We start from the raw sequence: 23,704 nt of genomic DNA, 5'->3' as shown, positions 1-23,704 counted from the left end.
TGATTTATGCTCACATTCATCCTCTGAGGCAGGGTTCAATTGGGGCTCCGATCATACCGGGTTCCAGGACATCCTTGGTTGGTTGCCGGGAGGGCCAAGCGACTGCGTCGCACGTACAGTCTGGTAACACCGCAGGCGCGAAGTGCGTCGGAGCGACCCACAGTTGGAAGACTCGCGTATGGCGCTGCCCCATGCAGACTGCCGGCACACACGCGGTGGTTTAGAATTCTAAGCTTTTGGCTTCCACAAAAGGCGATGCCAGTCGCTGCACTCACCACTTGCCCGTTGTTCCATCTGCTCGTGTGGGCCGTCGCCGCACTTGCCGCCTGCGCCGCGATCCTGTGGACGCTCTTGCGCACCGGCCTCGCGTGGCGGCTCGCCACCGACATCCCCAACGACCGCTCGCTGCACACGCGCCCGACGCCGCGCGTCGGCGGCTGGGGCATCGTGCCGGTCGCGGTGCTGCTGATCGTGCTCGCGGCGCCGTCGCTGTGGCTGGCGGCGCTTGCCGCGGCGCTGCTCGCGGCGCTCTCGCAGATCGACGATCGACGCGGCCTGCCAGCGCGCGTGCGCTTCGGCGGCCATGCGGCGGCGGTGGCGGCGCTGATCGCCGTCTATCCGGCCGACGTGCCCTGGTGGGCGCTCGCATGCATGGCGGTGCTACTGGTGTGGCTCGTCAATCTCTACAACTTTATGGATGGCTCGGACGGCCTGGCGGGCGGCATGGCGCTGTTCGGTTTCGGCGGCTACGCAGTGGCGGCCTCGCTGTCGAGGCACGCGGACCCTGCGCTCGCCACGGCGAGCCTGATCGTCGCAGGCACGGCCGCGGGTTTTCTGCTGTTCAACTTTCACCCAGCGCGCATCTTTCTCGGTGACGCCGGCTCGATCCCGCTCGGCTTTCTGGCCGGCGCGCTCGGCTATTGGGGCTGGCGCGAGGGCGTCTGGCCGGTGTGGTTTCCAGCGCTGTGCTTCGCGCCATTCATCGGCGATGCGTCGGTCACGCTGCTCAAGCGCCTGCTGCGCGGTGAAAAATTTTGGCAGGCGCATCGTGAACACTACTATCAAAGACTGGTGCAGTCGGGTTTGGGGCACGCATCGACCGCGTGGATTTGGTATTTGTTCATGGCGGCGGGCATAATGCTTGCTGTCTGGGCGCTACAATTCGCTCTTCTGTATCAATGGCTGGTTGTCGTCGCATGGGCTGCCGTGCTGGTCATAGCGGGGCTGTGTATTGATCGCCGCTGGCGGCGCCATGTGTCCCGTTCCGGGCCAATCTGAGGTTCTGCGCAATGAAAAGCTTCAAAGCCAGATGGCTTTCGTTCAGTGCGTTTGCGTTCGACCTGTGCGCGGTGGCCATGGCCTGGCTGCTGGCCTATGTGATCCGGTTCAACGGACCGGTGCCCGCGCCGTTCTGGTCGAGCGGGCTGCATGCACTCGTGTGGGTGCTGCTGATCTATGCGGTGATGTTTCGCAGCTACGGCCTCTATCGCGGCATGTGGGTGTTCGCGAGCCTGCCCGATCTGGTGCGGATCGCGAAGGCGATCGGCGTCGGCGCGCTCGTCGTCGTGATCGGCTCGGCGCTGTTGCAGCCGGCGCCGGTGGTGCCGCGCTCGGTGCTGATCGTGTCGCCGATGCTGCTGTTCCTGACCATGGGCGGCTCACGCGCGCTGTATCGCGCGGCCAAGGAGTTCTATCGCTACGGCGGGCTGGTCGGCCAGGGCAAGCCGGTGCTCGTGCTGGGCGCGGGCAATGCCGGCGCGAACCTCGTGCGCGAGCTGAAGCGCTCGGGCCAATGGCGCCTCGTCGGTCTGCTCGACGACGATCCGATCAAGCAGGGCCGTGAAATCTACGGCTATCGCGTGGTTGGCGCGATCAGCGATCTGCAGAAAATCTGCACGGAGCTGAAGGTCGAGCACGTGATCATCGCGGTGCCGTCGGCGTCGGTGGAGGCGCATCGGCGCATCGCCACCCTGTGCGTGCGCGCCGGCGTACGCGCGATGACACTGCCCGCGCTCACGCCGCTCACGCAAGGCCAGGCGTTCCTGTCGCGGGTGCGGCAGATCGATCTCGAAGACCTGCTCGGCCGCGACCCCGTGACGATCGACACCGAGCACGTCGCCGCGCTGCTGAAAAACCGCGTCGTAATGGTGACGGGCGCGGGTGGCTCGATCGGCTCGGAGCTGTGCCGGCAGATCCTGCGTTTCGGTCCGGTGCAACTGGTCGCGTTCGACATCTCCGAGTTCTCGATCTACCGCCTGAACGAAGAGCTCCGCGACAAGTATCCGGAAGTGTCGGTGGTGCCGCTCGTCGGTGACGTGAAGGATTCGCTGCTGCTCGATCAGGTGATGGCGCGCTACTGTCCGCACATCGTGTTTCATGCGGCGGCCTACAAGCACGTGCCGTTGATGGAAGAGGTCAACACCTGGCAGGCGGTGCGCAACAACGTGCTTGGCACGTACCGCGTCGCGCGCGCGGCGATCCGCCACGACGTCGCGCATTTCGTGCTGATCTCGACCGACAAGGCCGTCAACCCGACCAACGTGATGGGCGCGAGCAAGCGGCTCGCGGAGATGGCGTGCTCGGCGCTGCAGCAGCAGGGCGCGCGGCGCACGCAGTTCGAGACCGTGCGCTTCGGCAACGTGCTCGGCAGCGCGGGCAGCGTGATTCCCAAGTTCCAGGAACAGATCGCGCGCGGCGGACCGGTGACGGTCACGCATCCGGAAATCACACGCTTCTTCATGACGATTCCGGAGGCGTCGCAACTCGTGTTGCAGGCGTCGAGCATGGGGCGCGGCGGCGAGATTTTCATTCTCGACATGGGCAAGCCGGTGCGTATCGCCGATCTCGCGCACGATCTGATTCGCCTGTACGGTTTCACCGAAGAGCAGATTCGGGTCGTGTTCACGGGTTTGCGCCCGGGCGAGAAGCTTTACGAAGAACTGCTCGCCGACGACGAAACCACCACGCGCACGCCGCACCCGAAGCTGCGCATCGCGCAGGCGCGCGAAGTGCCGGACAGCCTGATCGATAACCTGCTGCCGTGGCTCATGCAGCATCGCGTGCCGGCTGACGATGAAGTGCGGCGCGATCTGCGGCGCTGGGTGCCGGAGTATCTGCCGGCGACGGCGACGACGCTGCGTAGTGTGGCGCCGGCGACGCGGGTGTCGTAGGCGTTCCGCTGCCGCGAGTCGTCGGAGTAGTCGAAGCCTTGAATCAGTAACCGCGAATGCGGGTCGTTCGACCCGTTGAAATTGGCCGTTGGATGTTTATCGATAAGAGCCCCAGCAGAGTTGCTGGGGCTTTTTTATTTTGTGCGCCCAGCATGGGCGCATTCCTGCGGGTGTAAGTCCCGCCATAAGCTGGTCACAGCGAATGAAGTGAAGCGCAACTGCACGAGGGCGACCGGATGTGGGGAGGAAGCGTGGAGCGTAAATCGCGAGCCGATGAACAAGAACCGTATAGAAGGCGCTGCCGAGCAGGGCGAGCGGGCGAAAAACCGCGAAGCTCTCGTGACCAAGGTGAAGTGGCGTAGATGCGGCGGTTGTGCGATGAAGGAGTGCGTTCTTACCTGGGGAGGCCTCGCCTCATGCCTGAAAGGGTGACGGCGTCGAGCCGGAGCGAGGAGTCAGCAGAGGCCGTAGTAGTCACAGGACAGGTCGATGAGTCCGAAGCTGGTGACGAAGGGCCAAACGGGAAGGAGTGTCCAGCGTCATGTCGATGCGACAGGTACTGCGTCAGAAGCCCGTGCAAGCGGGGCGAGCGGGAGGCACACGCGGTGAAGCTGCGTCTATGCCCGTGAGCGACGAAGCCTGTTGCCCGCGCCATGAATCCGGGGACACAGGGTCAGCGCTGCTGATGGCGGCGCTGACGAGAGAGAACCTGAAGCAGGCATTCAAACGGGTACGGGCCAACAAGGGAGCCGCTGGCGTGGACGGTCTGGACATTGACCAGACGTCGCGCCATCTGGTGACGGCGTGGCCGGCGATCCGTGAACAGTTGCTGAAGGGGACGTACCGGCCCAGCCCGGTACGGCGGGTGACGATCCCGAAACCGGACGGAAGCGAGCGCGAGCTTGGCATCCCGACGGTGACGGACCGGCTGATCCAGCAGGCGCTGCTGCAGGTGCTGCAACCGGTTCTGGACCCCACCTTCAGCGCGCACAGCTATGGTTTCCGGCCCGGACGGCGTGCGCACGATGCGGTGCTTGCCGCGCAGTCGTACGTGCAGTCGGGCCGGCGAATCGTGGTGGACGTTGATCTGGAGAAGTTCTTCGACCGGGTCAACCACGACATCCTGATCGACCGTCTACAGAAACGTATTGGGGACGCCGGGGTGATCCGGCTGATCCGGGCGTATCTGACGAGCGGCATCATGGATGGCGGTGTGGTTCAGCAGCGCGAACAGGGCACGCCGCAGGGCGGGCCGGTTACGCCGCCTACAATGTTGCATACTTTTCTCTCCTGCGTCTGAGTCGGTCGAATTTTCGCTGCCGCGAACCGGCGGTTGCGGATCGACACGGAACACGACGACGATCTCGTCCTTGTGGATTTCTACGCGCTTGACCAGGCCCAGAACGATCTTGCGTTTCGTTTCAAGATCAATCGCATCCAGCTTTTCAGTGACGGCGGCTGCAAACTCCTCAAGCCGGTTAATGACGAGAAACAGCTCGCTTTGCATCGCGCCGTGGCGCCGTGATTCCTGGATCTGCTGTTCAATCTGTGCGAGCCGACTCTTCAACTGCTGCATCCTTGGCTCGAAGTCAGCCTTGTCGATGATACCGTCGGAGTAGCCGTCGATCAGTCGCGATTTGCTCTTTTGGAGCTGAAGCCGCTGCTTTTCCAGACTGCCGGTATCGAAGCCGCGCTTTTCGCTACGCTCCATCACGTCGAGTCGACGTTCATACTCTTCTTTCAGTCGATCGGGATGCCTGAGCAATTCCACAACCTGATGCCATACCAGCTCATCGAGCTTGTCTGTCCGTACCTGCAGGTTGTCGCAGATACGTTCGCCGCCGAACCGGTAGGCGTCGGTTCCAACGCAGCGGTAATAGGCATAGTCTCGATGATGTCCCTTGGCCGCCGACTTGCTCACTTTCTTCGCGTAGTAGGCGTAACGGCACTGCCCACAAACAGTGAGCCCCTGCAGCAGGCGAAGCGGCGCATTATCCCGGCGCTGGCGTGCCAGCTTGCGGTTCTCGGCAAGCTGCTCCTGAACGATTTCGAACAGTGCTTCGCTGACGATTGCTGGCACCGGAATTTCGATCCACTGCTGCCGGTCCGCGCGTTTCGCTGAATACGGTTTCCTGGGCACGCAGGCGCTGTGACGCTGGGCACGCACGCGCACCTGATGATCGCACGCCTGCGTTTTGCCAAACGCAGCCCGCCCCATGTACGCCGGATTACGCAAGATGCCCCATACCACGCTGCGGTCCCAGTACGGCTTGCCCGATGCCGTCACGGTACCGGCCTCGCCAAGCCGACGTATCACTTCTCCGAGGCTCAGGCGCTCCAGCCCGACCCACTCGAAGATCGCTTTCACCGTGGCGGCTTGCGGCAGTTCGATGACGTACCGGGCTGGCGTCCCGTCGAGCTGTCTTCGGATATAGCGGTAGCCGTAAGGCGCCCCTGATAGCACGTTGACGGTACCGCGTTTCGCGCCGTGAAGCTTGCCGCGGCGGTGACGCTCTGCGATTTTTGCCCGCTCGTACTCCGCTATCATGCCCTGCATCTGCAGCAGCAGTGATTCTTCCGGCGTCGTGCCAATTGCATGATTGAGAAACACGACCTGTACGCCGCACGAGGAGAATTCCTCCATCAACAGGGCCTGGTGCGCATATTTGCGCGCCAGGCGGTCTGGCGCGAGGATGTACAGCCGATCGACCGTCCCGAGCGCGGCGGCGTCGCGCAGGCGCTCCAATTGCGGCCTGACCAGCGTTGCACCGCTCACCCCGGCATCGACGAAGCACATGTCCTCCACAATCTGCGCCCCGTCGGCCTGAATTCGTTCTTTCAATGCAGCGATCTGGCTGTCTATCGTGCCGCGTTTGCTTTGCTGCTCGGATGACACGCGCGCGTAAAGCGCGACCATGGCAACGTTGCTCATCGTTTCCCTCGCTTCATCGCTTTCGCCGTTGCTGGCCTTGCATCCGATGCGCGCCTCGTGCTTCGGGCATCAATCGGACTGAGCTGATCATAGGCCTTCTCCAGTTGTTCGCTGGAATAGCGGTTCGGCTCGAAAGCGAGACGCACTCGCCAGTGTTTGCGTCGTCCCCGTGTCATCGACTGGGCTCCCGGTTAGCGGGAGCAACGGCCTCAAGCACGAGAACCGCATTACTGGCAGGACATTCTCTGGACCATGGCGCCAGACACTCCCTCGATATGCGAAGGCCCCATCTTACCCGCGAGTTTGCTATGTTGTTGCCGGGGCTCTATCGCCGTTGCTGGCCAACGTGTTGCTCGACGAGGTGGACAAGGAACTGGAGCGGCGCGGTCACTGCTTCGCGCGCTATGCCGACGACGCGAACGTGTACGTTCGCAGTCGGCGCGCGGGCGAACGGGTGATGGCGTTGCTGCGGCGGCTGTACGGGCGACTGCGTTTGAAGGTCAACGAGACCAAAAGCGCAGTGGCCAGCGTGTTTGGACGCAAGTTCCTGGGCTACAGCTTCTGGGTGGCACCCGGACGCGAGGTCAAGCGCCGCGTGGCGGACAAACCGCTGGCGACGTTTCGGCAACGCATCCGGGAACTGACCGCTCGTTCATGCGGGCGCAGCCTGCGGGAAGTGGTGCGACAGGTACGCGCGTACCTGCTGGGCTGGAAGGCGTACTTCCGTCTGGCGCAGACACCGAAGGTCTGGCGTGAGCTGGACAAGTGGTTGCGTCACCGACTGCGCGCAATCCAGCTCAAGCAGTGGAAGCGCGGTACGACGATGTACCGCGAACTGCGCGCGATGGGCGCCGCCGTTGATGTGGCGCGACGGGTGGCGGCCAACGGCCGTCGCTGGTGGCGCAACAGCGGCAGGCTGCTAAGCAGACTGTTCACGGTGGCGTGGTTCGACCGGCTGGGTTTGCCCCGTCTCTCATGACCTCAACTTCCCGAACCGCCCGGTGCGGACCCGCATGCCGGGTGGTGTGGCAGGGGCGCAGCCCGATGGCTGCCCCCTATGCCGATTGCCGATCAGAGTTGACAACCTTCGCACAAGCCCCGGCTTTTCGGAGTCGTCTGAAGCCTGCGCCCGGCACATACACCTAGCATTGAACCGTCGCTGCCCGGTGTGTCGGCCCGCTGAGGTGGCGGCTCTGTTGGCTCTTTTATCCGTGATGCAAATGTTTTGCGCGCACTTGAGGCGCGCTTTTTTTGTGCAGGCGAAAGAGACGGCAAATCCGGAATCGACCAGTAGCGCGCCAGTGGCACGCGCGCTTGCGGTCTAGGCGCACCAACGGGGAGAACCTATGCAGGACGCAATGACCTACAGTCAGCGCAATGAGGGGGCGTGACACATGGCCTACGCCGGCAAATTTCTCGTAAATAACGAGCCACTATCACCGCTCACCATTTCTGGCATCGGCACCTTCGACGCTTATTCAGGCAACAATCAATATCGTAATCGGGGCGGCTGCACGATGGTGCCTAATGATGGGCCACTCCCTGCCGGTAGATACTGGATCGTCGACCGCCCTACGGGCGGCATCCGGTCTCAGGTGTTTGCATGGGCAAAAGATGAGTGGAATACAGCAATGCGTCACCCATCGAATCACGGTGAATGGTTCGCGCTGTATCGTGATGATGGGACGATTGATGATGTGACGTGGATTAATGGCGTCAAACGCGGGCAGTTCCGTTTGCATCCGGCAGGCGGACGCGGGATTTCTCTAGGCTGCATCACGCTGCCGAGCCAGAGCGATTTCATGAGAATCCGCAACGCGCTGCTGCACACCGCGAAAATTCCCGCACGCACTTCGGGGCTTCGCGCCTACGGAACAATTGAGGTCATCACATATGGCAACACTTGCCCGTAGGGTGTTCAAGGTCGCACTGTTCATCTGCCTGTTCTATCTCTCCCTGCTCTATGTCCGTCCATACCCCTATGAGTGGACAGAAAGCGAGTCGCGGGCATGGTTTGTTGCTTCGCGCTGGCTTGGCGTGCGCGATCCTGAAGATTTGTATTTCGTGGTGTGGGTATCGATTGAACTGATTGCGGCGGCGCTGGCGTATGTGGCGATCATGAAGCTATGGCGGTGGTATCGCACCAAGTAGACGAAAGCCCGGGCGACGGGGATTTTTTTGCTCAGGAGAGTTTACGACACCGGCAAATCTCTCGTGAAGCACGAGCCCCTATCACCGCTCATCATTTCCGGCATCGGCACCTTCGACGCTTATTCGGGCGACCGGCAATACGGCAATCGGGGCGGCTGCACGGCTGTACCTGACAAGGGGCCGATCCCCGCCGGTAAATACTGGATCGTCGCGCGTCCCGCTGGCGGTGTAGGCTCCAGGGCATTAGCGTGGATGAAAGATGCGTTTAGTGCCTATGATGGGAGTCCAACCGATCACAGTGAATGGTTCGCGTTATATCGTGACGATGGTGTGATTGATGACTGGACATGGGTCAACGGCGTCAAGCGTGGCCAGTTCCGGTTGCATCCGGCAGGTGGTCGGGGTATTTCGCTTGGCTGCATTACCTTGCCGAGCCGTACGGACTTCCTGAGAATCCGCAACTCACTGCTGCACACTATGACGATTCCTGCCGGCAATTCCGGGCTTCGCGCCTACGGAACAATTGAGGTCATCACATATGGCAACACTTGTCCGTAGGCTCTTCAAGATCGCGCTGTTTATTGGGTTGTTTCTTCTTTCATTCCGTTATGTCCGAATATCCGATCCGTGGACAGAAGGTGAAGCGCGAGTATGGTGGGGGGCTTCGGAGAGGCTCGGTGTCCGCGACCCCGAAAACCTGTATATCGGGGTATGGATGACTATCGAACTGATCGCGGCGGTGTTGGCGTATGTGGCGATCATGAAGCTATGGCGGTGGTATCGCACGAATTAGACGAAAGCCCCGGCGACAGGGCTCTTCTTTATCCCGTGCATTGATGAATCTCGAGGAATCTCTGTGACGAGCGGGTTTTATTGCCATTTCTCGAGCCGAATGAACGGATTTCGAATTTTCGGCCGATATCCATGACACACATGAGCCGCTTTGGATGCGGCTCCGTCTATTTCGTCCAACAAAAAGGCGCCCACCGGGCGCCTTTGTCGTTCCTGCCTACCGCTTCCCCTTCCTCACCACCATCCACCTCGGCGACTTGAACCGCACGATGCTCACGTAAAGCCACACATAAGTCGCCGCAAATACGACAACGAAGCAGAACAGATGCAGCGTGTGCCGCCAGAACAGCGTCGCCGGCACGACCGCGATCAGGCACAGCAGCCACAGGTACGGCGACGTCAGCGAGTTGCGGCGCGTCAGCTCGCGCGCGGTGCGCGCGCCGACCGCCCAGCGCATCAGCCGCTTGTAGACCAGCATATGCAGATGCACGCCGTCCGGAATGCCCGGCGACATGCCGCGAATGAACTTCTTGCGGTAGATCGAGAAGCAGGTCTCGAAGATCGGGTACATGAAAAGCAGCACCGGATACCACGCGGATACGTCACGATTGCGCATCACGAGCAGAATCGACAGCTCGGCGAGCATGAAGCCGATGAAGTAAGCGCCGCCGTCGCCGAGAAAAATCAGCCCGGCCGGGAAGTTCCAGATGAAGAAGCCGAGCACCGCGCCCATCATCATGAACGACGCGGACAGCACGACCGGGTCGTGCACCTGGAACGCCACATACGCGAGCGACGCGAACATCATGAACGCGACCATCGACGCGAGGCCGTTGAAGCCATCGATGATATTGATCGCGTTGGCGAGCGCCGCGACCGCGAGCACCGTGACCACGAACGAGATCGCCGCATATGACAGCAGAAAGTCGAGCGGCGGCACGCTGATGCGCGTGACCGCGATGTCGAGAAAGAACCAGGCGAGCGCGGCGGCCGCCATCGTGCAGACGAGGCGCGCGAGCGGCGACACGCGTTTGGTCAGATCCTCGAGGAGCCCCGAGCCGAACGCCGGCATGCCGCACGCGATCAACCCGAGAATGCTGCCCGACACGGCCGGATACGCGCGATGCAATTGCACCGCGGAGGCGAGCAGCCCGAGCAGAATCCCGGTCCCGCCGATGCGCGGCACCGGACGCACATGGAATTTCTGCACGCCGGCCAGATCGGTATCGGTCGAGAATTTTTCATGCAGATGCGCATAGCGCACGATCAACAGCGTGATCAGCAGAGAGACGAGAAAGCCGAGCGCAAAACTAAGCATGAAAATGGGCCTGAGCGAAGACGCGGAATTATACAAACGAAACGTACGGCGGCCGGCGCGCGGCTGGGACGCAAAGCTTTCATGCGGGCCAGCAGAAATATCCCAGATAGCGAGATCGAAGCGGCCCGCAGAGGCCCGTCAGCGCTGGCTTCTCATGGATTCCCCCTATGCGCCGCACGCGCGCCGCAACCGTAAACCTGGATGCGACGAAGTGTCAGTCGCGCGCAACAAAGGCGTTCCGGAGACCCAATGCTAAACAACATCACAATTCGCGGCGGACTGACGCTCGTGATCAGCGTATTCGTCGCCTTCCTGCTGACAGTAATCGCTGTCGGTTACGGCGCGCTGAAGCTCGCCAACGACAGCCTCGACGACACGCAGCGCAGCGAGGCCGCGCTGTCGCATCTGAAGGCGAGTTCCGAGAAGCTCCTGCAGGTGCAGCTCGCGCTGGGCACCTATCAGACGTTGTTCAGTATCGGCAAGCAGACCGACGATCTGCTGCCGGCAGCGCACAAGGTGCTGGTCGAATCGAACAACGACTTCCACAACTACATGGCCGGCCCGTTCGCGAGCGACGCCGAGCGCAAGCTCGCGCACAGCGTCGGCGAGGCGCGCGCGGCGCTCGTCGACAAGGCGATCGAACCGGAATTCAAGGCATTGACCGACTTCGACTTCAACACCTTCCGCACCATCCAGGGGGATACCGCGAACGGCCTGTACGCGTCTTACTCGAAAGCGATCGACGCGCTAGAACAGGCGCAGATGGACAATCAGCATCAGCAGGCCGCGACCGGCGCGCGACGCTTCCAGCTCGCGACAGTGCTGTTCGGCGCGATCGCGGTGATCGCGCTCGTGATTGCCGTGGGCGCGCGCGTCGCGCTGTCGTCGGCGCTGATCAAGCCGGTCAACGCGACGGTCAAGCACTTCGAGCGCATCGCGGCCGGTGACCTGAGCGTCGCGATCAAGGTCAAATCGCGCAACGAGATGGGTCAGCTGCTCGGCGCGCTGACCCGGATGCGCGACGGCCTCGTCGAAACGGTCGGCAAGGTGCGCGGCAGCACGAGCGCGATCACGCAGGGCGCGAACGAGATCGCGTCGGGCAATGCCGATCTGTCGGCGCGTACCGAGCAGCAGGCGGCCGCGCTGCAGGAGACCGCGGCGAGCATGGAGCAGCTGTCGGCGACCGTGAAGCAGAATGCCGATAACGCGAAGCAGGCGAACCGCCTCGCGCACGGCGCGCTCGATACGGTCACGCGCGGCGGCAAGGTGGTGTCGCGCGTGACGGAGACGATGGACGGCATCAGCGATTCGTCGCGCAAGGTCACCGAGATCATCGGCATGATCGAGGGGATCGCGTTCCAGACCAACATACTCGCGCTGAACGCGGCCGTCGAAGCGGCTCGCGCGGGCGAGCAGGGCCGCGGCTTCGCGGTGGTGGCCTCGGAAGTGCGCAGCCTCGCGCAGCGCTCGGGCGCGGCGGCCAGGGAGATCAAGGAGTTGATCGGCGAGTCGGCGGCGAAGGTCGAGGAGGGCGCGTCGCTGGTGTCGGATGCGCAGAAGACGATTCAGGAAGCGATGAAGGCCGTCGAGCGCGTGACCGGCGTGATGAGCGAGATCGAGGCGTCGGCGCTCGAACAGAGCGACGGCATCGAGCAGGTCAACAAGGCGGTGTCGCAGATCGACGAGGTCACCCAGCACAACGCGGCGCTCGTCGAGCAGGCGGCGGCCGCGGCGAAGTCGCTGGAGGAGCAGGCCGTCATTCTGAAGGACGCCATTGCGGTGTTCCGGCTCGAAGAGTCGGGGGCGGCAGCCTAGCGTCCAGCCGAAGAAATGCGTGGCTGTCGATGACATAGCGGGGGTTCAATCATCCTGGTCCCGCGCTTCTTTACGCGCTGGCCGCGGGCGAGATCGTATTTTTCGATCTGACGCACGCGGTTGCGTCGCCGTTTTCCGGCCAGATCATGGGACGCGCAGACGGACTTCTCCTCCGTGCGGTGAGCCTTGGATTTCTGCTGAACGGTCATGCATCTTTTCTGGGTATGACGGCCGTGATGCTGGCGTGCGCGCTGATAGCCAATGCCTGAATTTCCGTTCGATCGGGTTCCGGTAAAAGCTGGGTGTTGAGCCGGCATTTCCTCGCCGGCAATGTTCGAACGATTGCCGTTGCACTGGCGATCGTGGTGCTTTTCCTCATTCCTCTCGCGATCCAGACGATCCTTCACTTTCCCGGACCGCTCGCTGAATATGCCGCTTTTAGCCATGTCCACCGAGCCAATCGTTTAGTGGACGCCGCGCGCTTCGCCGGCGTTTTCTGGAGTAACGGACTCTTCGGCATTCTTCTGGGCGCGGCGGCTTGTGCTGTGCTGGTGACGAACGACCCTGCGCGCGACCATGAAAGCCGCGTTGCGCCTGAGCGTGCATTGTCGCTGGCGCTAGCGAGTGCGACAGTCGCCTTCGTCTTTTATGCCGTTTTCGGCGTCGACGATCTTTCGCTGATCTATGTTGGGATCTTCTACTACGTCGTTCCTGCTCTGGCGCTGACGTTGCTGGTCAAGCGTTTCCTCGACAATGTGACGGCGGCGACCGTGCCCGTTGCCGTGATCGTTTGTGTGATCGTCGCGGCTTTGACGGCGATCCGGATTCATCAGCCGCCTGAAAACGTTTCCCAGTACGACGATCCGCGAATTCCCGCTGCTTACTCGACTATCCGCAATCTCGATGCGGGGGGCGGCGTCGCAGTCGTCGACCTCGATGGTTCCGCGGATTGGGAACGGCTGTGGCCGATTCTCGTGGGCATCGAAGCGTATACGAAGCGTCAGGGCAGCGTACCGTTTTGCATCGCGCAAAACTGGCAGCTCGTGTTCACCCGGGCGACGCGCTGCACGCCTGTCGAAATGCGAATCGCCCACGGGCGTTTTCTGGTGTCGGCGGTGCCGAAGGAAGGAATGACCGGTGCGTTGAACGTTGCCGGTTTGTATTTTTATCCGCGCGAATCCGCGCGAATCCGCGCAGTAGGCGAGCAAACGGCGGCATCCGCGCGATGCGAATGCCGCCGCCGTTTTTTACCCCCGACGCGATGACGCCGAAGCGCTTTAAGCAAACCCCTGCGGATTCGTCGACTGCCAGCGCCAGTGGTCCGCGCACATGCGCTCGATGCCGAACTGCGCGCGCCAGCCGATGATCTTCTCGGCCGCGCTCGGGTCCGCGAAACACTGCGCGACGTCGCCCGGGCGGCGCGCGACGATCTCGTACGGCACCGGCCGGCCCGACGCCTTCTCGAACGAGCGCACCACGTCGAGCACGCTATAGCCCTGGCCCGTGCCGAGATTGACGACGAAGCTCGCATCGCGCTTGACGAGCGCATCGAGCGCGGCGAGATGCCCGCGCGCGAGATCGACCACATGAATGTAATCGCGCACGCCGGTGCCGTCGGGCGTCTCGTAGTCGCCGCCGAACACGCGCAGCTTTTCGAGCTTACCGACCGCGACCTGTGCGACGTACGGCATCAGGTTGTTCGGAATGCCGGCCGGATCTTCGCCGATCAGGCCGCTCTCATGCGCGCCGACCGGATTGAAGTAGCGCAGCGTCGCAATGCGCCACGACGGGTCCGACACTTCCAGATCGCGCAGGATCTGCTCGGCGATCAGCTTCGATTGACCATACGGATTGGTCGCCGACAGCGGGAACGATTCGTCGATCGGCGAGCTTTCAGGCACGCCATACACCGTTGCCGACGAACTGAACACGAACTGCTTGACGTTGCGATCGCGCATCACGCCGAGCAGCGTCAGCAGGCTGCCCACGTTGTTCGCGTAGTACTCGATCGGCTTCGCGACCGATTCGCCGACCGCTTTTAGCGCCGCGAAATGGATCGCGCCGGTGATCGGATGCGCGTCGAAAATGCGCTGCAGCGCGGCTGCGTCGCGTGCGTCGTTGTCATAGAAGCTCACCGCACGGCCGGTGATCTGCTCGACGCGCCGCAACGATTCGCGCTTGCTATTCACGAGGTTGTCGATCACCACAACGTCGTAGCCGCCGTTCAGCAGTTCGACGCAGGTGTGCGAGCCGATGAAACCCGCGCCGCCGGTTACCAGAATCGTGCCCTTCGTGGTCATGCTGTTGCTCCCATTAAAGTAAAACACCCGTGATTTTCTGCACCAGGTCTTTATACGTATCGACGACCATGCGTTCGTCGAATTCGGTCGCGACTTTCTGCCGGCCGCTTTCCGCCATCGCGCGCCGCTGCGCGCCGCTCATATCGAGCATGCGCGCGAGACTCGCGGCGAGGCTCTGCGCATTGCGCGCTTCACACAACAAACCGTTGACACCGTCGGCCACCACTTCGCGGCAGCCGGGCACGTCGGTCGCGACGATCGGCCGGCCCATCGCCGACGCCTCCATCAGGGTGCGCGGCACGCCTTCGCGATATGACGGCAGCACCACGCAATCGGCATCGGCGATGAACGGCCGCACGTCGTGCGCTTCGCCCAGATATTCGATCACGCCTTCCTGTTCCCACGCGGCGACTTCGTCGCCCGTGATCGCGCTCGGATTGTCGACGCCGACCGGCCCGAGCAACTGGAAGCGCGCATGGGGATAGCGCTCGCGCAATTGCCGCGCGGCCTCGACGTATTCGCCGACGCCTTTGTCCCACAGCAGCCGTCCGATCAGCACGAAGCGAAACTCCGCGCGAGCGCGCAGCGGCGTGAACGCGAACTGCTCGAGATCGACGCCCTCGCCGTGCAACAGCCGCGCGCGCTCCGGATGCACGAGCAGCTTGCCGTCGATGAACGCGGCCTGATCGTCGCGATTCAGGAACCATACTTCACGCGGAAAGCGGAACGCGAAACGATACAGCCTTTTGGCGATCTGCGCGGCGCGGCTATGCTGGATGAACACATAGCCGAGCCCGGTGGTGACCGCCACCGACTGCACGCCAGCCAGCTTCGCCGCGATCGAGCCGTAGATGTTCGGCTTGATCGTGTAGTGAAACACGACGTGCGGACGGATCCTCCTGTACTGCCGATAGAGCGCAAAGAGCGTGCGCAGATCTTCGCCCGGACTCGTGCCCTTCGACGCCATCGGCAACTCGATGCAACGGCAGCCCATCGCGGCAAGCAACTCGAACGTGCGGTCGCGCGGCGCAAGCACCGTTACATCGACTCCGCGCCCGATCAGTGTGCGGATCAGCCCTTGCCGATACGTATAGATTGCCCAGGCCGTGTTGCAGACGAGTGTAATGCGCAGCGCGGGCGTCGACTTGAAAGAGGGCTTCATGCGGAAAAAGGCACGGCGTTGAATGAAGTGTGGACCAGTGATACGAATACGGCGCCGCACGCAGCGGCGCGAAGTTCAGCGAACGAAGCGACAGCGACAGCGCTCACACGCGGCGCGCCTCAACGGCTCGCGCGCGGCGTGAGCAGCGCGCGCTTGACCCGCTGCAACGTGCGATAAGGCAGCAGCAGATGCGACAGGTTCTTCGCGAGGCCCAGCCAGTCATATGGATTGGCCACGTTGAAGTAGCGCAACTGCAAACGCAGCGTCGAACCGATCTGCCGGCGCCGCTTCGTCGCGCTGATGCCGCCTTCGTTCAGCTCATAGAAAAGGCCGAGTTCCGGCAGGTTCGCGCAATCGTAGCGTTCCATCAGACGTAAGAACAGATCGAGGTCCTCGGCCGAAGGATACGCGGCGCGGTAGTTGCCGACTGTGCGGACGGCATCGATACGCAGCATCATCGACGGATGCGCGAGGCAGGAACGGAAAAAGCGCTGGCGCCGGATCACGTTCGGCTCGGCCGGCGGCGTCAGCATGAAAAGCGGCTCGCCCGCGCGCGTGACGACCTGGGTCCACATGCCGAGACCCGCCACGTTCGGATGCGCTCCCATGAACGCGCGCTGCTTCGCGAGCCGCTGCGGCACCGCGCGATCCCCCGCGTCGATGCGCGCGGCAAAGCGAAAGCCGCGCTGTGCGAGCGCATCGATCCCGGTTTGCAGCGCGCGCTCGATGCCGCTGTTGCGCGCCATGCGCAGCACTTCGATCTTCAGGTTCGGCAGCGCGGGCGCGACGATCGGCGGCGTGCTGCCGTCATCGACGATCAAAACGTGCACCAGCGCACTTTCTTCAAACGACGCGAGCGTAGAATCGACGTCCGCCTGGCCGTTGTAGGCGGGCATCAGCACCGCGACGTCGTCGAGCGTGGTTTGCGCGGTGGCGGATGAATTCGTCATGGGCGCAATTTGAAACGGATGTAATAAAGATTAACCGAGGCGGCCGCCAGATAGCCGGCCGCGAGGCCGACCAGCGCGCCATACGCACCGAGTCGCGGGATCGCCAACAGATTGACGGCGAACGCGACGGCGAGCGCGAGCAGCCACTTCGCCAGCAACACGAACTTGGCCTGATACTTGAGCACGACCAGATTGCCGATCGCCTCGATACCGGCGGGCACCGACAGCCACACGGCCCAGCGGAAGATCTCGATCGCGCCTTCGAAGTCCGGCCCGAACACACGGCGGATGATGAAGCCCGCGAGCAGATCGAGCACGAATGCGCCGCACACCATCAGCACGGCGGTCAGTGCGGTGAGCCGCCAAAGGTTGCGGCGCAGTTGCGCGATGCCTCGGACTCGATAGACGAATGCGGGCGCAATGGTTTGCGCGAGCATCAGTGCGAGCGTGATCCAGTTTTCATTCAACTGCTGGGCGGCCGAGTAGCGCCCGAGGTCGGCGAAAGTAATCGCGCGCTCCAGCATCAGCCGGTCCAGTTTCAGGAACAGATACATACAGATGAGCCCGAGCCAGAATACCGTGCCCGCGCTCGCGAAGTGCTTGAAGAGCGAACGTTCGACATGCCAGCCCAGCTTGCCGCCATGCCGGTGCATGAAATAGAGCAACAGCACCGCGCCGATCGCCGCCGATTCGAGCGCCCACAGCCAGCCGAAGCGCGCGGGCGCGGCCGTCGCGCGCACCAGCAGATAGACGAGACCGGCCTTGATCACAGCGGTGCTCATGCTGGTCAGCAACTGCGGCTTGCTGTAGGTCATGCTTTGCAGCCACGCGTTGATTACGCCGACGAACGGCTCGCGAAACAGCATCGTGAGCGCGAGGCCGGCGAGCATCGCACCGACGAGCGGCTCGAAGAAATGCAGCGCAATGCCGAGCCACGTGAGCAGCAGTGCAACGGTGGAGACGGAGAAACGCAACGCGAACGCGCTGCCGAGTACGGTGCCGAGTTGTGCGGGCGGCCGGTTGACGATGGTCGGCACGAGGATTTCCGCGCCGCACACCCATGTGATCGGCGACAGCACCAGCAGCAGCGTGTTCGCGTACTGCCATTTGCCGAAGGTATCGGGCCCGAAGTAACGCGCGAGCATGCCGCTGATCACGATCGCCACGCCGATCTGCGTGAGCCGCTCGAGACCCAGCCAGACGATGTTCGTAAACGCGCGCGTGACGTCGGGATTGGCGAAGCGTTTGAGCATCAGCATCCGTTGGCCGCTCGCCGCTGCGCGCCGCTCAAGCCACCTCTTGCGGCCATGCATGCGGCGCTGTGCGCGTTCGCCCGCCCGGCCGGCAGCCGCGGCAACTTTACAAAAGGAGGGCGTCTAAGCATTAGAATGGCGTTATTCAGGCTGGTCAGAAGAACGCAATTATAAGTTGGAACCGGACCGCTTCCGGCAAGGGCGCAACGAGGCGTGATAACGCGGTTTTTTAACGCGCGTATTACCGTGGTTTTTAATGCGATTTTTTCCGCGTTTTTACCGGTTATCGTCTATGCGCAGGTCAAAATTTTCCATTGCACGCAAGTGAGCCAACATGATCTCCAAATCGATTTTCAAGGCGTATGACATTCGTGGCGTCATTGGCAAGACGCTCGACGCCGACGCCGCGCGTTCCATCGGCCGCGCGTTCGGCAGCGAAGTGCGCGCGCAGGGCGGCGACGCGGTCGTGGTCGCGCGCGACGGGCGCCTGTCGGGCCCCGAACTGATCGGCGCGCTGTCCGACGGCCTGCGTGCGGCCGGCGTCGACGTCGTGAACGTGGGTATGGTGCCCACGCCGGTCGGCTACTTCGCGGCGAGCGTACCGTTGAAGCTCGCGGGCGGCGAGCGCCGCGTCGACTCGTGCATCGTCGTGACGGGCAGCCACAATCCGCCGGACTACAACGGCTTCAAGATGGTGCTGCGCGGCGCCGCCATTTACGGCGAGCAGATCCTCGCGCTGCATCAGCGCATCGTCGACGAGAACTTCGCCGACGGTAACGGCAGCTACACCGAATACGACATCGCCGACGCGTATCTCGAACGCATTGCGAGCGACGTGAAGCTCGCGCGTCCGATCAAGATCGTCGTCGATACCGGCAACGGCGTGGCCGGCGGGCTCGCGCCCAAGCTGTTCAAAAAGCTCGGCTGCGAACTGGTCGAACTGTTCACCGAAGTCGACGGCAACTTCCCGAATCACCACCCGGACCCGGCGCACCCGGAGAACCTCGAAGACGTGATTCGCGCGCTGAAGGAAACGGATGCGGAAATCGGCTTCGCGTTCGACGGCGACGGCGACCGCCTGGGCGTCGTCACCAAAGATGGCCAGATCATCTACCCGGACCGTCAGCTGATGCTGTTCGCCGAAGAAGTGCTGTCGCGCAACAAGGGCGCGCAGATCATCTACGACGTGAAGTGCACGCGCAATCTCGCGAAGTGGGTCAAGGACAAGGGCGGCGAGCCGCTGATGTGGAAGACCGGCCACTCGCTCGTGAAGGCGAAGCTGCGGGAAACCGGCGCGCCGCTGGCGGGTGAAATGAGCGGCCACGTGTTCTTCAAGGACCGCTGGTACGGTTTCGACGACGGCCTGTACACCGGTGCGCGTCTGCTCGAGATCCTCACGCGCGTCGCCGACCCGAGCAAGCTGCTGAACTCGCTGCCGAACTCGCACTCCACGCCCGAGCTGCAACTGAAGCTCGAGGAAGGCGAGAACTTCGAGCTGATCGCGCGCTTGCAGCAGAACGCGAAGTTCACCGGCGCGGACAACGTCGTGAAGATCGACGGTCTGCGCGTCGAGTATCCGGACGGCTTCGGCCTCGCGCGTTCGTCGAACACGACGCCGGTCGTCGTGATGCGTTTCGAAGCCGACAACGACACGGCGCTCAAGCGCATCCAGGACGACTTCCGCCGCGTGATTCTCGCGGAGAAGGCCGATGCGAAACTGCCGTTCTGACGGCTGATGCGGCGGCGCGCTTCGAACTTCGTCAACACGGGTCGAAGCGTCGCCGCTACCCAACGCGGCGCGGGTTGCCTTACCGCGCCGCGTTTTTCATGTCTTTGATATCCGACGCGCTAGAATTGCGGTCCTTTCAACGCATCTTCGAGCCGGATAGCCGGTTTTCCCACTCTTGAGCGCGCAAAAGATTCTGATCGTGAGGGTGTCGTCGCTGGGCGACGTCGTTCACAACATGCCCGTGATCGCCGATATCCGGCGCCGCCATCCCGACGCGCAGATCGACTGGCTCGTCGAGGAAAGCTTCCTCGGGCTCGTGGAGCTCGTGAGCGGCGTGCGGCGCGCGATTCCGGTGTCGCTGCGGCGCTGGCGCAAGCGCATCCTGTCCGTCGACAATTGGCGCGAGATCGGTGCGTTTCGGCGCGCGCTCGCCGCCGAGCACTACGATCTGGTGATCGACTGTCAGGGGCTGATCAAGACCGCGTGGGTCGCGAGCATGGCGCGCGGACCGCTCGTCGGGCTCGGCAACCGCACCGACGGCGCCGGCTACGAATGGCCGGTGCGCTTCTTCTACGGACGGCGCGTGCCGATCGCGCCACGCACGCACGTGGTCGAACGCACGCGGCAACTGGTGGCCGCGGCGCTGAACGATCCGCCGCCGCAACCCACCGACGACATCGACTTCGGTCTCGATACGGGCCGCGCCGCGCTCGCGCTGTCGCAAGCCAATCTGAATCTGCCGGTGCCGTACGTGGTGTTCGTGCACGCGACTTCGCGCGCCGACAAGCAGTGGCCCGACGCCGCGTGGATCGAACTCGGGCAAACGCTGGTGCGGCGCGGCGCGTCGATCGTGCTGCCGTGGGGCAGCGACGCCGAGCGCGCGACCAGCGAGCGGCTCGCGAAGGAGTTCGGCGCGGCCGCGATCGTGCCGCCGAAGCTGTCGCTGCCGGCGGTGGTGGGGCTGATCGATGGCGCGGCCGCGACGGTCGGGGTCGACACAGGTCTGGTCCACATCGCGGCGGCGCTGAAGCGGCCTACGGTCGAGTTGTACAATTTCTCGACCGCGTGGCGCACCGGCGGCTACTGGTCGCCGAACGTCGTCAATCTCGGCGCGGCCGGGCAGCCGCCCACGCTGCAGCAGGTCAAGTCGGCGCTGGCCGCATTTGGTTTGCTGTAACCCGGGCCGGCAGTCATCAGCACCTGCTGCAACCTGTCGGTGCGCTTCGCCTTGCGCACCTCCGTTCCAAAGGGCGACCATGAACGAAACCCAGATCATCGAAGTAGCGAACGCCGACTGGCACGGCTGCAACCTGTCCGTGCCGCGCGAAACGCTGCTCGCCGGCGTCGAGCGCGGTAAGGTGCTGTACTTCCCGAACCTGCGCTTCGCGATCGACGGCGGCGAGCAGGCGTTGCTCGATCCCGCGATCGCCGATCCGAGCCGCAAGAACATCAGCCTCGAACCGAACGGCGGCGCGTTGCATGGCGTGGCCGGCGATGCGGTCACGCAATCGGCGGTGCGCGCGTTGATCGCGCGTTATCAGGCGAATGCGCGCACGCTCGTCGACGGGCTCTTTCCCGAGTACAACGGCAAGCTGCGCGTCGCGCCGACGAGCCTGCGGCTGCATCAGGTCGAGACACGCGAAACCTCGTGGCGCAAAGACGATAGCCGTCTGCACGTCGACGCGTTTCCGTCGCGGCCGAATTACGGCGAACGCATCCTGCGCGTGTTCACCAATGTGAATCCGCACGGCGTGCCGCGGGTGTGGCGCGTCGGCGAGCCGTTCGAGGACATGGCGCAGCGCTTCCTGCCGCGCATCAAGCCGCAGATGCCGGGCTCCGCGTGGCTGCTGAACCTGCTGCATGTGACGAAGTCACCGCGCAGCGAGTACGACCATCTGATGCTCAATCTGCACGACGGCATGAAGGCCGACCTCGACTATCAGAAGACGAGCCCGCAGCAGACCATGCCGTTCCCGCCGGGCAGCGTGTGGGTGTGCTTCTCCGATCAGACCTCGCATGCGGTGATGTCCGGCCAGTTCATGCTGGAGCAGACTTTCTTCCTGCCGGTGAAGGCGATGGCGCAGCCGGAATGCGCGCCGCTAGGCATTCTCGAGCGCCTGAAGGGCAGGGCGCTGGTTTGAGCGCGGCGGTCGTTTCGAGGGCCGGGCAGGTGCCGGTCCGCATCGCGCGTATCAGCGTCGTGGACTTTGCGACGAAGACGAACCACGCGGAGCGCCGATGCTAAGAGCGATCTATCGCGCGCTCTGGTGGCTGATCGCGCCGCTTGCCGTGCTGCGTCTGTTGATCCGTTCGCGCAAGGAGCGCGGATATCGCGAGCATATCGGCGAGCGCTTCGGTTATTCGCGTGGACGCTTGCCTGAAGACAACGCGCCGTTGATCTGGGTGCATGCGGTGTCGGTCGGCGAGACGCGCGCCGCGCAGCCGCTGATCGATGCGCTGATGAAGGCGCGCCCCGACGCTCGCATTCTGCTCACGCACATGACGCCGAGCGGCCGCGCGACCGGCACCGAGATTTTCGGCGACCGCGTGTTGCGCAGTTATCTACCTTATGACATGCCGCATGCGGTACGGCGCTTTTTGCGCGCGTGGCGGCCGTCGCTCGGTCTCGTGATGGAAACCGAGGTATGGCCGACCTTGATCGACGAATGCCGGCGCGCCGACGTGCCGCTCGTGCTGACCAATGCGCGGATGTCGGCGCGTTCGTTCAAGCGCGCGGCAAAGTTCGGCGGCGCGACCAAGGACGTGTTCGGCGGCTTCGCGCGCGTGCTCGCGCAGAGCCCGTCCGATGCCGAGCGGCTGACCTCGCTCGGCGCGCGCAACGTCGCGGTGCTCGGCAATCTGAAGTTCGACATGAACACGCCGCCCGAACTCGCGGCGCGCGGCCACGCGTGGCGCGCGGCGATCGGCACGCGGCCCGTGTGGGTCGCGGCGAGCACGCGCGAGGGCGAAGAAGCGATGGTGCTCGACGCGTTCGCGGCGCTCGGCGTCGACGATGCGCTGCTGATTCTGGTGCCGCGTCACCCGCAACGCTTCAATGAAGTCGCGGCGCTCGTCGAGAAGGCGGGGTTGCGGCTCGAACGCCGATCGAACTGGGCACCCGATGCGAAGGTCGCGTCGGCGGCGCGTACTGTCGACGATGGCGTGCCGCCGCTGCCTCGCGACGTGAACGTGCTGCTCGGCGATTCGATGGGCGAATTGGGCGCTTACTACGCGGCGTCGGATCTTGCGTTTATCGGCGGCAGTCTGTTGCCGCTCGGCGGACAGAACCTGATCGAAGCGTGCGCGGTCGGCGTACCGGTGCTGATCGGACCGCACGTTTTCAACTTCACGCAGGCCACCGCCGATGCGGTCGCGGCCGGTGCCGCCGTGCAGGTGCAGGACCCCGCCGATCTGGCGCGCGCGCTGCGCGAGCTATTCGGCGACAAGTCGCGGCGGCTCGCGATGGGCGGTGCGGCTGCCGCGTTCGCGGCGAGGCATCGCGGGGCGACGGCGAGGACGGTGGATGTGTTGGCGGCGTTGTTGCCGGAGTAGGGATTAGCAGCGTGGCGTGTAAAGACGACACCACGCGCATTCCCAAATCCTCCCCTCACACCTTCAACAACCCCTTCTTTTCAATAAACTTCACCACCTCGTCGAGCCCTTCGAGCGCCTTCAGATTGCACATCACGAAGGGCCGCTCGCCGCGCATCTTCTTCGCATCCGACGCCATCACGTCGAGGTTCGCGCCCACCAGCGGCGCGAGATCGGTCTTGTTGATCACGAGCAGATCCGATTTCGTGATGCCGGGTCCGCCCTTGCGCGGGATCTTCTCGCCGCCCGCGACATCGATCACGTAGATCGTCAGGTCCGACAGCTCCGGGCTGAAGGTTGCCGCGAGGTTGTCGCCACCCGATTCGATGAACACGATGTCCGCGTCCGGAAAACGCGTGAGCATGCGGTCGACGGCCTCGAGGTTGATCGACGCGTCCTCGCGGATCGCCGTGTGCGGGCAGCCGCCCGTCTCGACGCCCATGATGCGTTCGGCCGGCAACGCGCCCGCGACCGTCAGCAGACGCTCTTTCATATTAGTGTTTGTATGAAATCAGAACTTGGCTAATTGACGATGCTTGTT

18 protein-coding genes and 4 pseudogenes are annotated in these 23,704 nt (G+C 63.4%); 15 read left to right on the top strand and 7 right to left on the bottom strand.

Annotated features, from left to right (window positions below):
- Positions 1-255 precede the first annotated feature (255 nt).
- From QFZ94_RS27060 to QFZ94_RS27045, 4 genes and pseudogenes are all read left to right on the top strand, one after another.
- Complete coding sequence (locus QFZ94_RS27060) at positions 256-1,278, top strand: MraY family glycosyltransferase (RefSeq protein ID WP_368585889.1); 1,023 nt, start codon at positions 256-258, stop codon at positions 1,276-1,278.
- Positions 1,279-1,289: 11 nt separating this feature from the next.
- Entirely contained in the window at positions 1,290-3,170 is a 1,881-nt protein-coding gene (locus QFZ94_RS27055; protein WP_176109369.1) for a polysaccharide biosynthesis protein, read from the top strand.
- Positions 3,171-3,443: 273 nt separating this feature from the next.
- On the top strand, positions 3,444-3,602 hold the full coding sequence (locus tag QFZ94_RS27050; RefSeq protein ID WP_429456375.1) for a hypothetical protein: 159 nt from the start codon (positions 3,444-3,446) through the stop codon (positions 3,600-3,602).
- A gap of 109 nt (positions 3,603-3,711) precedes the next feature.
- Positions 3,712-4,434: pseudogene (locus QFZ94_RS27045) on the top strand (reverse transcriptase domain-containing protein); the annotation flags it as partial.
- 519 nt (positions 4,435-4,953) lie between these two features.
- Here the strand turns inward: QFZ94_RS27045 and QFZ94_RS27040 are convergent.
- Positions 4,954-6,087 (bottom strand): annotated as a pseudogene (locus QFZ94_RS27040) (recombinase family protein); the annotation flags it as partial.
- Positions 6,088-6,421: 334 nt separating this feature from the next.
- Here QFZ94_RS27040 and QFZ94_RS27035 point away from each other — a divergent pair.
- From QFZ94_RS27035 to QFZ94_RS27015, 5 genes and pseudogenes are all read left to right on the top strand, one after another.
- Positions 6,422-7,081 (top strand): annotated as a pseudogene (locus QFZ94_RS27035) (group II intron maturase-specific domain-containing protein); the annotation flags it as partial.
- A 415-nt stretch (positions 7,082-7,496) separates the two neighbouring features.
- The gene (locus QFZ94_RS27030; RefSeq protein WP_429460706.1) at positions 7,497-8,015 is read left to right on the top strand and encodes a DUF2778 domain-containing protein; all 519 of its coding nucleotides are present in this window, start codon (positions 7,497-7,499) and stop codon (positions 8,013-8,015) included.
- On the top strand, positions 7,996-8,253 hold the full coding sequence (locus QFZ94_RS27025; protein ID WP_429460704.1) for a hypothetical protein: 258 nt from the start codon (positions 7,996-7,998) through the stop codon (positions 8,251-8,253). Before QFZ94_RS27030 ends, QFZ94_RS27025 begins: the two co-directional genes overlap by 20 nt.
- Before the next feature lie 63 nt (positions 8,254-8,316).
- A complete protein-coding gene (locus QFZ94_RS27020) occupies positions 8,317-8,811 on the top strand; it encodes a DUF2778 domain-containing protein (RefSeq protein ID WP_368585892.1) in 495 nt (164 codons plus the stop codon).
- Positions 8,792-9,046: a hypothetical protein gene (locus tag QFZ94_RS27015; RefSeq protein WP_368585893.1), complete on the top strand. Its 255-nt coding sequence runs from the start codon at positions 8,792-8,794 to the stop codon at positions 9,044-9,046. Before QFZ94_RS27020 ends, QFZ94_RS27015 begins: the two co-directional genes overlap by 20 nt.
- 216 nt (positions 9,047-9,262) lie before the next feature.
- Here the strand turns inward: QFZ94_RS27015 and QFZ94_RS27010 are convergent, their stop codons facing one another.
- A complete protein-coding gene (locus QFZ94_RS27010; RefSeq protein WP_429460701.1) occupies positions 9,263-10,363 on the bottom strand; it encodes an MraY family glycosyltransferase in 1,101 nt (366 codons plus the stop codon).
- Positions 10,364-10,612: 249 nt separating this feature from the next.
- Between QFZ94_RS27010 and QFZ94_RS27005 the strand changes: the two genes are divergently transcribed.
- Together QFZ94_RS27005 and QFZ94_RS27000 are read left to right on the top strand one after the other, a co-directional pair.
- Positions 10,613-12,178, top strand: coding sequence for a methyl-accepting chemotaxis protein (locus QFZ94_RS27005; RefSeq protein WP_429460699.1), 1,566 nt, complete (start codon positions 10,613-10,615; stop codon positions 12,176-12,178).
- 305 nt (positions 12,179-12,483) lie between these two features.
- The gene (locus tag QFZ94_RS27000; protein WP_429460697.1) at positions 12,484-13,443 is read left to right on the top strand and encodes a hypothetical protein; all 960 of its coding nucleotides are present in this window, start codon (positions 12,484-12,486) and stop codon (positions 13,441-13,443) included.
- 12 nt (positions 13,444-13,455) lie between these two features.
- Here the strand turns inward: QFZ94_RS27000 and galE are convergent, their stop codons facing one another.
- The 4 genes from galE to QFZ94_RS26980 all read right to left on the bottom strand — a co-directional run bounded on the left by galE (position 13,456) and on the right by QFZ94_RS26980 (position 17,849).
- Positions 13,456-14,478, bottom strand: coding sequence for a UDP-glucose 4-epimerase GalE (galE, locus tag QFZ94_RS26995; protein WP_368585897.1), 1,023 nt, complete (start codon positions 14,476-14,478; stop codon positions 13,456-13,458).
- A 13-nt stretch (positions 14,479-14,491) separates the two neighbouring features.
- Positions 14,492-15,640, bottom strand: a complete 1,149-nt coding sequence (locus QFZ94_RS26990; RefSeq protein WP_410849643.1) for a glycosyltransferase family 4 protein — start codon at positions 15,638-15,640, stop codon at positions 14,492-14,494.
- A gap of 119 nt (positions 15,641-15,759) precedes the next feature.
- Entirely contained in the window at positions 15,760-16,590 is an 831-nt protein-coding gene (locus tag QFZ94_RS26985) for a glycosyltransferase (RefSeq protein WP_429460694.1), read from the bottom strand.
- Positions 16,587-17,849 (bottom strand): oligosaccharide flippase family protein, encoded by a 1,263-nt coding sequence (locus QFZ94_RS26980; protein ID WP_429460692.1) that lies wholly within the window; start codon positions 17,847-17,849, stop codon positions 16,587-16,589. Before QFZ94_RS26980 ends, QFZ94_RS26985 begins: the two co-directional genes overlap by 4 nt.
- 328 nt (positions 17,850-18,177) lie before the next feature.
- Here QFZ94_RS26980 and QFZ94_RS26975 point away from each other — a divergent pair, with 328 nt between their 5' ends.
- The 4 genes from QFZ94_RS26975 (at position 18,178) to waaA (ending at position 23,124) form a co-directional block, all read left to right on the top strand.
- Complete coding sequence (locus tag QFZ94_RS26975) at positions 18,178-19,572, top strand: phosphomannomutase/phosphoglucomutase (RefSeq protein ID WP_410849646.1); 1,395 nt, start codon at positions 18,178-18,180, stop codon at positions 19,570-19,572.
- A 235-nt stretch (positions 19,573-19,807) separates the two neighbouring features.
- On the top strand, positions 19,808-20,749 hold the full coding sequence (gene waaC, locus QFZ94_RS26970; RefSeq protein ID WP_410849741.1) for a lipopolysaccharide heptosyltransferase I: 942 nt from the start codon (positions 19,808-19,810) through the stop codon (positions 20,747-20,749).
- A 79-nt stretch (positions 20,750-20,828) separates the two neighbouring features.
- Positions 20,829-21,713: a Kdo hydroxylase family protein gene (locus QFZ94_RS26965; protein WP_410849647.1), complete on the top strand. Its 885-nt coding sequence runs from the start codon at positions 20,829-20,831 to the stop codon at positions 21,711-21,713.
- Between the two features lie 97 nt (positions 21,714-21,810).
- Positions 21,811-23,124, top strand: a complete 1,314-nt coding sequence (gene waaA / locus QFZ94_RS26960; protein WP_429460689.1) for a lipid IV(A) 3-deoxy-D-manno-octulosonic acid transferase — start codon at positions 21,811-21,813, stop codon at positions 23,122-23,124.
- A 55-nt stretch (positions 23,125-23,179) separates the two neighbouring features.
- Here waaA and ureG read toward each other — a convergent pair.
- Positions 23,180-23,662 (bottom strand): annotated as a pseudogene (gene ureG, locus QFZ94_RS26955) (urease accessory protein UreG); the annotation flags it as partial.
- Positions 23,663-23,704 lie beyond the last annotated feature (42 nt).

It is taken from the genome of Paraburkholderia sp. JPY465 (assembly GCF_050436725.1).
GTDB classification, from domain to species: domain Bacteria; phylum Pseudomonadota; class Gammaproteobacteria; order Burkholderiales; family Burkholderiaceae; genus Paraburkholderia; species Paraburkholderia youngii.
Note: the sequence above shows the minus strand (reverse complement) of the source record. Positions and strands in the feature narration are given on the sequence as shown.